Below are 11,657 nucleotides of genomic sequence, written 5' to 3' on the forward strand. Positions count from 1 at the left end.
GGTAATCGCCAGCCTGCCGGTGTTACTGGTGGCAGCGCTGATCATCCTCAATGTCCGCGAGGGCGCGCGCGACACCTTTACCGACAGCACCGGGCGCGAGGTGCGTCAGGTGGAAAACGCGATGCAGCTGTTTTTCGAGGGCATCAGCCAGAACGTCGCCTATCTGGCCGAGCATCCGCAACTGCAGAGCATCGACGCCAGCCTCAAACGCTACCTGAGCAGCGACGCCGCGCAAGTGCCGATGGGGCCGCACGATCAACAGCTGTTCAAGCTGTTCGACGGTCTGGCCAAGGCGCACCCGGCTTACACCTATCTATCTGTCGGCACCGAGCAGGGCGGTTATCTGTTCTGGCCGGGCGATGCGCAACTGGCCAACTACGATCCGCGTACCCGGCCCTGGTACAAAACCGCGATGGCCAATCCCGGTAAAACCCTGCGCACCGAGGCCTATTACTGGGCGGCGGATGACGTGGTGCTGGTGAGCACCGTGCGCAGCTTCAACAACCAGTTGGGCAGCAATGCCGGCGTGGTCAACATCGATGTGTCGCTCAAGCAATTGACCGATCTGGTCAAGCAGATCCGCCTCGGTGAGAGCGGTTATCTGATGCTGATGGAAGCCAACAACACCGTGCTGGTCGACCCGAGTGATCCGGCGCACAACTTCAAGAAACTCAGCGATCTCGGCGACGGTTATCAGCAACTGGCCGAGGCGGGCAAAGGCCTGGTGGAGGTGCAATTGGCCGGCGAGGATTACATGGCGCTGGTCTGGCCGTCGCAGGCGTTGGGCTGGCGGTTTGTCGGCTTGGTCAAGGCGAGCGAAGTGATGGCCGGGGCGACTCGTTTGACCTGGTTGATCGGCGCTATCGCTGTGGTTTGCGCACTGTTGTTTGCAATGGCCGGCGCGTGGTTCGCCGGGCTGATGGTCAAGCCGATTCGTGGTGTCGCCAGCGGACTCGAAGGCATTGCCCAGGGCGAGGGCGATCTGACTGCGCGACTGGAAGTACGCGGGCAGGATGAAACCGCGCAACTGGCGGGCTGGTTCAACCAGTTTCTGGAAGCGATTCGCACGTTGATTCAACGCATCGGCCAGGCAGCGGGGCAGATTCACAGCAGCTCCGGCAGCGCCACCGAGGTCTCGGCGGAGATGGCCGACGTCGCTTCGCGTCAGCGTGAGGCGGTGGACATGGTGTCTACGGCGTTTCACGAAATGGTCGCCACTTCCAACGAGGTCGCGCGTTCGTGCAGTCAGGCGGCCGATTCGGCAGACAACGGTCAGCGTCAGGCACACACCGGGCAGCAGCAGATCGATGCGGCGGTGAGCAACGTCGGGCGCTTGAGCCAGGAGATCGGCCACAGTGCCGAGTCGATGCAGCAACTGGAGCAGGACAGCAACGACATCCAGTCGATCCTCGGCACGATCCGTTCGATTGCCGAGCAGACCAATCTGCTCGCGCTCAACGCCGCCATCGAAGCCGCGCGCGCCGGTGAACAGGGCAGGGGCTTTGCTGTGGTCGCCGATGAAGTCCGCGCGCTGGCCAAACGCACCTCGGATTCCACCGGTGAGATTGACGCACTGCTGGGCAATCTGGCGCGGCGCACCCACCAGATGGGCAAGCAGATGCACGCCAGCCTTGAGGTGTCGCAGGAAACCGTGGTGTCGATCAACGAGGCGCGGGCGAGTTTTGAATTGATCCGTGAATCGGTCGACGTGATCCGCGACATGAACACCCAGATCGCCACGGCGGCGGAGGAACAGCATCAAGTGGCGGAGGACATCAATCGACACATCAGCCAGATTCATGGTGATGCGCAGTTGGTGGCGAGCCTGGCGGATTCAACTCGCCAGGATGCGCAGAACCTGACGGCGTTGTCGCAGACGTTGAATCAGTTGGTGAGCCGGTTTAGGACCTGACACGGTCGCCCAGGCAACACCAAAACTTGTGGGAGCGAGCTTGCTCGCGAAGGCGTCGGGTCAGTCAAAAATGTAACAACTGACCCATCGCATTCGCGAGCAGGCTCGCTCCCACATGGATTTTCGGCGGATGTGAAAATCACGCCACAACCGGCAACGCACCCATCTTGCCGTGGCAATACACCAGCGGCCCGGCGACCTGCTCGGGGACGATCAGGTTCTTCACTGCGCCGACCATGATCGCGTGGTCGCCACCTTCGTATTCACGCCACAACTCGCACTCGATCACCGCCGTGGCATTGGCGAGGATCGGGTTACCCAGTTCGCTCAACGTCCACTCGATGCCCTGCGCCTTGTCCTTGCCTTTGCGCGCGAAGGCATAGGCCTCGCTTTGCTGCACGCTGGACAACAGGTGAATCGCAAAGCGTTTGTTCTTGATCAGTACGGGATAGGAGTCGGAGCTGTAGTTGGGGCAGAACAGCACCAGCGCCGGGTCCATCGACAGTGAGCTGAACGCGCTGGCGGTCAGGCCGACGATCTGACCGTCGTCGTCCAGCGTGGTGATAACGGTGACGCCGGACGGGAACGAGCCCATGACTTGTTTGTAAATGGCAGCATCGATCATTGGGTGGTCCTCGGGTGGTGTGACGCGGTTTTTATGGTTAGTAGGTCTGATGGTATACCGTAATACATATCTTGCAAGAGCTTTTCTGGTGAACCGATAAACGTGCCACTTTCGTCGGAAACTCAGTGTTTACGGGGCTTTCAGCTAGCCGGTCAGGGGTGGGATCAGCGAGGATAGCGGATCAGACAGCGACAGAATCAGCGGATCAGGCTTGTGCAAAGTTTGGAATACCATAATATGGTCTGCATCTGAGGGGCGACCCAAGAGTCCTCCCGGTTTGGCTTCATACAAAGATAAAAACAGACAAACTCGAGTTCATGCATATGTCCCAGATGTCCCGGCAAGATCCGTTGATCGAGAATCATACGGTCGATTACGTCCCACTCGCGGAACGCCACGGGAGGGCCCGCGATCTGTTCACTCTTTGGTTCAGCACCAACATCGCGCCACTGCCCATCGTCACCGGCGCCATGGTGGTCCAGGTGTTCCACCTCAATCTGTTCTGGGGGCTGCTGGCGATTGCGCTGGGGCACATGATCGGCGGCGTGGTGATTGCGCTGGCCTCGGCGCAGGGTCCGCGCATGGGCATTCCGCAAATGGTCCAGAGTCGCGGTCAGTTCGGTCGTTATGGCGCACTGCTGATCGTGTTCTTCGCGGCGCTCATCTACATCGGTTTCTTCATTTCCAACATCGTGCTTGCCGGTAAATCCATTGTCGGCATTGCCCCGTCAGTGCCAGCGCCGCTGAGCATTCTGATCGGCGCGCTGGCTGCTACGGCGATCGGTGTGATCGGCTACAACTTCATCCACACCCTCAACCGCATCGGCACCTGGGTGATGGGCGGCGCGTTGCTCGCCGGATTCATGTACATCTTCGCCCATGACTTGCCGGCGGACTTCCTGACGCGCGGCAGTTTCAATCTCTCCGGCTGGCTGGCGACGGTGTCGCTAGGGATCATCTGGCAGATCAGCTTCTCGCCGTACGTCTCCGACTATTCGCGTTATCTGCCAGCAGACATCGGCATCGCCAAACCCTTCTGGGCGACGTATCTGGGTGCGACGCTGGGCACGATTCTGTCGTTCAGTTTTGGCGCGGTGGCGGTACTGGCGACGCCGGAAGGCACTGAAGCGATGGCAGCGGTCAAGCAGTCCACTGGTTGGCTAGGGCCGATACTGATGGTGCTGTTTCTGCTCAACATCATCAGCCACAACGCGCTCAATCTGTATGGCGCAGTGTTGTCGATCATCACCTCGATTCAAACCTTCGCCAGCCAGTGGACGCCGAGCATCAAAGTGCGCGTGGTGCTGTCGAGCGTGATTCTGGCCGGATGCTGTGTGGTCGCCCTCGGTGCCTCGGCAGATTTCATTTCCGAATTCATCGGGCTGATTCTGGCGCTGCTGCTGGTGTTGGTGCCGTGGGCGTCGATCAACCTGATCGATTTCTATCTGATCAAGCGCGGTAACTACGACATCGCCTCGATCTTCCGCGCTGACGGCGGGATCTACGGGCGCTTCAACCAGCATGCGATCATTGCCTACTTCATCGGCATCATCGTGCAGCTGCCGTTTGCCAACACCTCGCTGTACGTCGGGCCATACGCCAATCTGGTGGAAGGTGCCGACCTGTCGTGGCTGGTTGGCCTGGTGGTCACCGTGCCGTTGTATTACTGCCTGGCAACTCGTGGTCAGGCGCAGCAGAGCAGGGCGGCCAGACTCGGCTATACCGACTGATCGAAACGGCAACACAGCAATGCCCGGCCAGCGCCGGGCATTTTTGTTTGCGTATCTTGGCGGTCAAGCAAATTGGCCATATCGATCCCCTTTTGGCCTGCCGCCTACTGTCATCGCGCTACGCTGTCAGCAAGAATCGAAACCATAACAACAGGCTCGACCTTTTTTGCCCTTGGCTATCGTTACAGCCACTGCCGTGTACAGAACATAAAAACCATCGATCTCACGTCGCATTCGGGGAAACAACCATGGTCACGATCAAACGCATTCTGGGCGCCACCGTGTGTGGCCTGACGCTGCTGGCCAGCGCCGTCCAGGCCGAGCAGCGCGAACTGCGGGTGTACAACTGGGCGGATTACATCCTGCCGTCAGTGCCCAAGGACTTCGCCGAGCAAAGCAAGATCAAAGTGACCTGGGACACCTTCGACACCAACGAATCCCTGGAAGCCAAACTGCTCACCGGCAACTCCGGTTACGACCTGGTGGTGCCGTCCAATCAGTTCATCGAAACTCAGATCAAGGCCGGCGTGTTCCAGAAACTCGACAAGTCGAAATTGCCGAACTGGCAGCACCAGGATCCGGCCCTGCTCAAATTGCTCGACGCCAACGACCCCGGCAACCAGTACGGCGTGCCGTACATGTACGGCACCGTGCTGATCGGCTTCAACCCGGCCAAGGTCAAGGCCGCCCTGGGCGAAAATGCGCCGGTAGACAGTTGGGATCTGGTGTTCAAGCCCGAGAACATGGAAAAGCTCAAGGCCTGTGGCGTGGCGATGCTCGATTCGCCGTCGGAGATCCTGCCGCTGGCCCTGCATTACCTCGGCCTCGACCCGAACAGCCAAAACCCGGCGGACTATGAAAAGGCCAAGGCCTTGATGATGAAGATTCGCCCTTACGTGACCTATTTCAACTCGGCCAAGTACATGACCGACATTGCCAACGGCGACATCTGCGTGGCGATCGGTTATTCCGGCAGCTTCTACCAGTTCGGCAATCGCGCCAAAGAGGCGGGCAACGGCGTGGTGGTCGACTGGCGTTTGCCGAAGGAGGGCGCGCCGATCTGGTTCGACACGTTCGCCATTCCGAAGAGCGCGAAGAACGTCGCCGAGGCCCACGAATTCCTCAACCACTTGCTCGACCCGAAAGTGATCGCACCGATCAGCGATTTCCTCGGTTACCCGAATGCCAACAAGGACTCGATGCCGCTGGTCAACAAGGACATCACCGACAACCCCAACCTGACCCCCACCAGCGAAGCGCTGAAAACCCTGTATGTGGTGCAACCGTTGCCGCAGAAAATGGAACGGGTGCGCACTCGGGTGTGGACCAGTATCAAATCCGATAAATAAGAGCACCGCACTTCAAATGTGGGAGCGAGCCTGCTCGCGAAAGCGGTGTGTCATTCAACTCCTATGTTGAATGATCCGGCGTATTCGCGAGCAGGCTCGCTCCCACAGGTGGGTTGTGTTGTGTCATTCAGTGCGGCGTTCTGCCTCGCGGCTGGTCGCCAGACTCAACAACACCGACCCCAGAATCACCGACCCGACGATTGCCAGCGACCATTCCACCGGCATGTGGAACCACGGCATCAGCACCATCTTGCCGCCAATGAACACCAGCACGATCGCCAAGCCATACTTGAGCAGGTGAAAGCGGTCAGCCATGTCCGCCAGCAAGAAGTACAGCGCGCGCAGGCCCATGATCGCGAAGATGTTCGAGGTGAAAACAATGAACGGGTCAGTGGTGACGGCGAAGATCGCCGGAATGCTGTCGACCGCGAACATCAAGTCGCTGGCTTCGATCAGCACCAGCACCAGGAACATCGGTGTTGCCCAGCGCACGCCGTTCTGCAGGATAAAAAACTTCTCGCCGTGAAAGCCGCTGGTGATGCGCATATGTCCGCGCACCCAACGCAATAACGGATTCTTTTCCAGATCCGGTTGATGATCAGCGAACACCAGCATCTTGATCCCGGTGATGATCAGGAACACACCGAAGGCATAGAGCAGCCATTCGAACTGCGACACCAGCCACACTCCGGCAAAAATCATGATCGCGCGCATGACAATCGCGCCGAGCACGCCGTACAGCAGCACTCGTCGTTGCAATTCCGGTGGCACCGCGAAGTAGCTGAAGATCATCACGAAGATGAACATGTTGTCGATCGACAGGGACTGCTCGATCAGATAACCGGTTAAAAATTCCAAGGTTTTCTGTCTGGCGATCTCACCCCCGAATTCGCCATGCAGATACCACCAGAGCAGCCCGGCGAAGCTCAGCGCGAGCAGGCACCAGGCAATCACCCAGGCCGACGCTTCACGCACCGACACCCGGTGCGCCTTGCGCCCGCCGAAGACAAACAGGTCCAGGGCCAGCATGGCCAGAACGAAGACGATGAAGGCGCCCCACATCCAGGGTTCGCCGATGTTGATGTTCGTGGCAGGCATGGCACGCTCCCCTGTCTTTTTATTTGCAGCAAGCACATCCCCTGTGGGAGCGAGCCTGCTCGCGAATACGATGGAACAGTGAAGTTGAGGTTGCTGACCCACCGCGTTCGCGAGCAGGCTCGCTCCCACAGGGATCATCTTCTCTTCTCGATCAAAGTCAGACGGGGCCATGCTAGCGACGGATCTGGAGCAAAGAAAAATCGTTTATTTCTGACTGACAGTTCGGCAAAAACGAAGTGTCAGCGGAAAAACTCCCCCGGCGTCTCGCCAAACTGCTGACGAAATGCGGCGATAAACGCCGAGGTCGAGTCGTATCCACAAGCCAGCGCAACATCGGTCACACGCTCGCCTTTTTCCAGCGGGGTCAGGGCGCCAAGCAAGCGCAGGCGCTGGCGCCAGGCGCGGAAGGTCAGGCCGGTGTCGCGCAAAAACAGCCGTGTCAGAGTCTTTTCGGTGACACCGAATTTTTCGCTCCAGTGGCTCAGCGTGGTCTGCTGCTCCGGATGTTGCTCCAGGCTCTGATAGATCTGCTTCAGGCGCGGGTCTTGCGGCAGCGGCAGCATCAAATCGATGGTCGGCGCGTCGGCCAATTGATCAAGGATCACCTGGGCCAAGCGTCCGTCAGGGCCGCTCTCGTCGTATTCCACCGGGACCTGACTGAAGGCGCGAATCAATTCCCTGAGCAGCGCGCTGACGCCGAGCACATGGCAATGCTCGGCCGCCCAACCGGTGACGCTGCTGTCGATGTACAGGCTGCGCATTTCCGTGTGTGGCGCGCTGAACACCCGGTGCGGCACGCCCGCCGGAATCCACACCGCACGTTCCGGCGGCGCGACAAAACGGCCGGCGCTGGTCTGCACTTCGAGTACGCCTTGAATCGCATAGGACAACTGCACCCACGGATGGCTATGACGGCGGGTGAGGGCGCGGTTGGGCAGCGATTCAGTGCGTCCATACACCGGGCGCGGCAGGCTGGGCAGCCCGGGAACACTGCGGCGAACGCTTTTGGTATGTCCTTTAGGCGGCATCTTGTGGCTCTTCGGCGTTAGTCGGTAATTGCCAGTCACGTTAGAGTCGTCGGCACGCACTGGCAACCCCCGGATGAATCTCATGACGCGCCCACGTTTTCTGCCCGATAACTTCACCCTGACTTTGATCGGCGTGGTTCTGCTGGCCAGCTTCCTGCCCGCCAGCGGCCAGGTCGCGGTCGGCTTCGGCTGGCTGACCAACATCGCCATCGCCCTGCTGTTTTTCCTGCATGGCGCCAAGCTGTCGCGCGAATCGATCATCGCCGGCGCTGGCCACTGGCGTCTGCATCTGTTGGTGTTCGGCCTGACCTTCGTGCTCTTCCCGATTCTCGGTCTGGCGCTGAAACCGCTGTTGTCACCGCTGATCGGCGATCAGCTGTACATGGGCATGCTCTACCTTTGCGCGTTGCCAGCTACGGTGCAGTCGGCCATCGCGTTCACTTCGCTGGCGCGAGGCAATATTCCGGCGGCGATCTGCAGTGCGGCGGCGTCCAGCCTGTTCGGGATTTTTCTTACGCCGCTGCTGGTGACTTTGCTGCTCAACGTCCACGGCGACGGCGGCTCGACCCTCGATGCGATCGTGAAGATCAGCGTGCAATTGCTCCTGCCGTTCATTGCCGGGCAGATCACCCGCCGCTGGATCGGCGCGTGGGTAGGGCGCAACAAGAACTGGCTGAAATTCGTTGATCAGGGCTCGATTCTGCTGGTGGTGTACGGCGCATTCAGCGAGGCGGTCAACGAAGGCATCTGGCAGCAGATTCCGTTGTTCGAGTTGCTCGGCCTGGTGGTGGTCTGCTGCATCCTGCTGACGCTGGTTCTGGTGGCATCAATTCTGTTGAGCAAAGCCTTCGGCTTCAATCAGGAAGACCGCATCACCATCCTGTTCTGCGGCTCGAAAAAGAGCCTGGCCACCGGCGTGCCGATGGCGCAGGTGTTGTTCGCCGGCAGCACCATCGGCGTGCTGATTCTGCCGCTGATGCTGTTCCACCAGATTCAGCTGATGGTCTGCGCGGTGCTGGCGCAGCGCTATGCGAAACGGCCGGAGTCGGTGCCGGATCTGATGGCGCAGGTTGATCCATAAAAGGGTTCACAGACCCGAATACTTGACCGCCGCTGCCGCCCGCGTCGGCACGTCCAGCGTGCGCAACAACGAAGACACATGGATCCTCACCGTGAACGGCGAAATATCCAGTTCACGGGCGATTTCCTTATTGGTCTTGCCTTGCGCAATCAACCGCAGCACGTCCTGCTGACGCGGCGTCAGCGTCGTTGCGGTTTCCAGCGGCAACAGCCCGGACGGCGCCGACTTCACCAGCACCTCGCCTTCACGGATCGCCAGAATCGCCTGGCCGATTTCATCCGGCGCAATGTTCTTGCCGATAAAACCGTCAATGCCCGCCGCCATGACTTCACTGATCAGCGTCTGATCGTCAACCATCGACACCACGATCAGCGTGGTGCGCGGCAATCGTTGGCGCAAGTCGGCGAGTTGAGTGATGCAGGTCAGTCCGGGAAAACGCAGATCGAGCATCAGCGTGTCCGGCTCGTCGCCCTGTGGCAGCAGCTTGAGCACCGCGTCGAAGTCGCCGGCCTCGCAGGTATCGGCATCGGGCAGCAAGCGCTGCACGGTGCGCAGCATCGCCTCGCGAAACAGCGGGTGATCGTCGGCTATGATGATCCGGCACGTCATGACGCGACCCTCCCTGGGTCAGGCGTGATTCAAGGCCTGCACCTTAGCACTGGACGCGAAGGTTGCCTGTAGGCTGCTTCCGAAACTGACGATTGCTGCACAAGGACGTTTACCATGAAGTTCGAAAAAAATACCGAACTCGACCAAGCCAACCTGCGCATCATCATCGCTGCAATTGCGGTGGTTTACATGGTCGTGCTGGGTTTTCTGCCGGGCCATCGCTTCGATACCTACCTGCCGGTCATCACTTACATTGTCTTGTTTCTGCTGGCTTCGATCACGTTCCGCCAAGCCATTGCGCGTTGGCCCGGGCATTATCCGGCGCGGCGGATTTTTGCCATGGTCCACGATTACACCGGCACCTGTTTTGGACTGGTGATCGGCGGCGAAGCGGCGCTGCCGTTGTATGCGGTGATGGTCTGGGTCAATCTCGGCAACGGCATGCGCTACGGCTCGCGCTATCTGGCAATCGCCACCGGCCTTGCATTGGTGGCGCTGCTGGTGGTCTATCGCCTGACGCCGTATTGGCAGGCGCAGCCGTTCATGGTGCTGATGCTGCTGATCACCAGCACGGTGATTCCGTTTTATGCGCACTTGCTGCTTGAGCGCACGCGCAAGGCGTCGGAAGAAGCGCTGGCGGCTAATCTGGAAAAGTCGCGGTTTCTGGCGCAGGCCAGTCATGACTTGCGTCAGCCGATTCATTCCATCGGTCTGTTTACCGCGTGTCTGCGAGAGTCGCGCCTGGGCGACGACGAGCGGCGGCTGGTCGATAACATCGACCGCTCGCTGCTCAACGTCTCGCAATTGTTCCGCTCGATTCTCGACCTCTACACCCTCGATAACGGCCGGGTTGAAGCGAAAATGCAAACGCTGAATCTTGGTGAATGGCTTGCGGATCTGATACGCCAACACCAGGAAGCGGCCCGTTGGGCAGGCGTCGAGCTGCGGCTGCGACCGTGCAACCACTGGGTCAGAACCGACCCGGCGCTGCTCGCGACCATGGTGCAGAACGTGCTCTCCAACTGCTTCAAATACGGCGCGCAACGACCCGTGCTGATCGGCGTGCGTAAACGTGGGGCAGGGCTGGCCATCGTCATCCATGACCGTGGCAACGGCATTGCCGAAGAGCATCTGCATAAGGTCTTCGAGGAGTTTTATCGGGTACGGCAAGTGCGCGACAAAGATGTCGAGGGCGTCGGGCTGGGCCTGTCGATCATCAAGCGTCTTGGTGAACTGATCGATGTGCACGTTGCTCTGCGTTCACGGTTGGGAAGCGGCACCGCTGTGACGCTTGCGGGGTTGCCGATCGTGGCCGCGCCGCAGTCACTGGTGGTTCGCAGTGAAGCGCGGCAGATGGGTTTGTTGACCGGGCTGAAGGTGTGTCTGGTCGAGGATGACCGCAACGTGTTGCTCGCGACTTCGGCGTTGCTCGAACGCTGGGGCTGCGTGGTGCAGGCCGAGTGGTCAGCTGAAGGCCTGGTCACCGACTGCGACATCATCGTCGCCGACTATGACCTCGGCACCCATGCCACGGGTATCGAATGCATCGATGAAGTGCGCAGGCAGCGCGGTTGGGCAGTGCCGGCGATGATCATCACCGGGCATGACGTCGAGAAGATTCAGGCAGCCTTGCATGACCGGCAGATTGCGATTCTGTCGAAACCTGTGCGGCCGGCCGAGTTACGCGCGACGTTGCGCGCCCTGCGTGATCGACAAGGCGCAGCGGTTGAACAGATGCTGTAAAGGCCAATGTAAACGGGCGGCTCAGGAGCTCGCCCGTTATTTCGCGGCGATTATTGTGGGCTGTTGAACTGGTCGGAATAGCTGCCGGTCATCAGCGCCGATGCCACGCGATCAGAACCGACTCCGACCCGGGAGTAGGCCACTCGGTTGACGCCGGTGCGGTCGGCCCCATCCGCTGCCAATGCTCCGGCACCGACACGATCAGCGCCATCGGCAGCCACTGCGCCAGCGCCGACACGATCAGCACCATCGGCAGCGACTGCACCTGCGCCGACACGATCAGCGCCATCGGCAGCCACTGCGCCGGCGCCGACGCGATCAGCACCATCGGCAGCGACTGCACCTGCGCCGACACGATCAGCGCCATCGGCAGCCACTGCGCCAGCGCCGACACGATCAGCGCCATCGGCAGCCACCGCGCCGGCACCGACACGATCAGCGCCATCGGCAGCCACCGCGCCGGCACCGACACGATCAGCGCC

The 11,657-nt window shown here is 60.2% G+C and carries 9 protein-coding genes and 2 pseudogenes; 6 read left to right on the top strand and 5 right to left on the bottom strand.

Annotation, left to right across the window (positions count from 1 at the left end; all coding sequences use genetic code 11):
* Positions 1–121: 121 nt before the first annotated feature.
* Positions 122–1,006: pseudogene (locus AC0Z5Z_RS19630) on the top strand (cache domain-containing protein); the annotation flags it as partial.
* A gap of 306 nt (positions 1,007–1,312) precedes the next feature.
* Positions 1,313–1,912: pseudogene (locus tag AC0Z5Z_RS19635) on the top strand (methyl-accepting chemotaxis protein); the annotation flags it as partial.
* Between the two features lie 139 nt (positions 1,913–2,051).
* On the opposite strand, the gene AC0Z5Z_RS19640 reads toward AC0Z5Z_RS19635, so the two are convergent.
* Positions 2,052–2,537 carry a flavin reductase family protein gene (locus AC0Z5Z_RS19640; protein ID WP_016775037.1) on the bottom strand — a complete coding sequence of 162 codons (486 nt, stop codon included), beginning with the start codon at positions 2,535–2,537 and terminating at the stop codon, positions 2,052–2,054.
* A gap of 323 nt (positions 2,538–2,860) precedes the next feature.
* Between AC0Z5Z_RS19640 and AC0Z5Z_RS19645 the strand changes: the two genes are divergently transcribed.
* The gene (locus AC0Z5Z_RS19645) at positions 2,861–4,267 is read left to right on the top strand and encodes a purine-cytosine permease family protein (protein ID WP_252876459.1); all 1,407 of its coding nucleotides are present in this window, start codon (positions 2,861–2,863) and stop codon (positions 4,265–4,267) included.
* 248 nt (positions 4,268–4,515) lie between these two features.
* Positions 4,516–5,616, top strand: coding sequence for a polyamine ABC transporter substrate-binding protein (locus AC0Z5Z_RS19650; protein ID WP_041480044.1), 1,101 nt, complete (start codon positions 4,516–4,518; stop codon positions 5,614–5,616).
* A 123-nt stretch (positions 5,617–5,739) separates the two neighbouring features.
* On the opposite strand, the gene AC0Z5Z_RS19655 is transcribed toward AC0Z5Z_RS19650, so the two are convergent.
* Both AC0Z5Z_RS19655 and AC0Z5Z_RS19660 read right to left on the bottom strand, forming a co-directional pair.
* Entirely contained in the window at positions 5,740–6,714 is a 975-nt protein-coding gene (locus tag AC0Z5Z_RS19655; protein WP_252876458.1) for a TerC family protein, read from the bottom strand.
* 239 nt (positions 6,715–6,953) lie between these two features.
* Positions 6,954–7,742 (bottom strand): AraC family transcriptional regulator, encoded by a 789-nt coding sequence (locus AC0Z5Z_RS19660; protein ID WP_252878182.1) that lies wholly within the window; start codon positions 7,740–7,742, stop codon positions 6,954–6,956.
* 82 nt (positions 7,743–7,824) lie between these two features.
* Here AC0Z5Z_RS19660 and AC0Z5Z_RS19665 point away from each other — a divergent pair, with 82 nt between their 5' ends.
* Positions 7,825–8,823 (top strand): bile acid:sodium symporter family protein, encoded by a 999-nt coding sequence (locus tag AC0Z5Z_RS19665; RefSeq protein WP_236169601.1) that lies wholly within the window; start codon positions 7,825–7,827, stop codon positions 8,821–8,823.
* A gap of 6 nt (positions 8,824–8,829) precedes the next feature.
* Here the strand turns inward: AC0Z5Z_RS19665 and AC0Z5Z_RS19670 are convergent, their stop codons facing one another.
* Positions 8,830–9,432 carry a LuxR C-terminal-related transcriptional regulator gene (locus tag AC0Z5Z_RS19670; protein ID WP_252867757.1) on the bottom strand — a complete coding sequence of 201 codons (603 nt, stop codon included), beginning with the start codon at positions 9,430–9,432 and terminating at the stop codon, positions 8,830–8,832.
* A gap of 114 nt (positions 9,433–9,546) precedes the next feature.
* Between AC0Z5Z_RS19670 and AC0Z5Z_RS19675 the strand changes: the two genes are divergently transcribed.
* Positions 9,547–11,175: an ATP-binding response regulator gene (locus AC0Z5Z_RS19675; protein WP_485611551.1), complete on the top strand. Its 1,629-nt coding sequence runs from the start codon at positions 9,547–9,549 to the stop codon at positions 11,173–11,175.
* Positions 11,176–11,266: 91 nt separating this feature from the next.
* On the opposite strand, the gene AC0Z5Z_RS19680 is transcribed toward AC0Z5Z_RS19675, so the two are convergent.
* Positions 11,267–11,657 (bottom strand): hypothetical protein (locus tag AC0Z5Z_RS19680; RefSeq protein WP_485611552.1); only part of this gene is annotated, 391 nt, incomplete at its 5' end.

The organism is Pseudomonas sp. 1L-E-NC-VB-C3 (genome assembly GCF_057291535.1).

Excerpts from the sequence above, each read along its gene's own strand:
- AC0Z5Z_RS19645 (WP_252876459.1), top strand. The coding sequence starts at position 2,861 with ATGTCCCAGATGTCCCGGCAAGATCCGTTGATCGAGAATCATACGGTC.
- AC0Z5Z_RS19650 (WP_041480044.1), top strand. The coding sequence starts at position 4,516 with ATGGTCACGATCAAACGCATTCTGGGCGCCACCGTGTGTGGCCTGACG.
- AC0Z5Z_RS19655 (WP_252876458.1), bottom strand. The coding sequence starts at position 6,714 with ATGCCTGCCACGAACATCAACATCGGCGAACCCTGGATGTGGGGCGCC.
- AC0Z5Z_RS19665 (WP_236169601.1), top strand. The coding sequence starts at position 7,825 with ATGACGCGCCCACGTTTTCTGCCCGATAACTTCACCCTGACTTTGATC.
- AC0Z5Z_RS19675 (WP_485611551.1), top strand. The coding sequence starts at position 9,547 with ATGAAGTTCGAAAAAAATACCGAACTCGACCAAGCCAACCTGCGCATC.
- AC0Z5Z_RS19660 (WP_252878182.1), bottom strand. The coding sequence starts at position 7,742 with ATGCCGCCTAAAGGACATACCAAAAGCGTTCGCCGCAGTGTTCCCGGG.
- AC0Z5Z_RS19640 (WP_016775037.1), bottom strand. The coding sequence starts at position 2,537 with ATGATCGATGCTGCCATTTACAAACAAGTCATGGGCTCGTTCCCGTCC.
- AC0Z5Z_RS19670 (WP_252867757.1), bottom strand. The coding sequence starts at position 9,432 with ATGACGTGCCGGATCATCATAGCCGACGATCACCCGCTGTTTCGCGAG.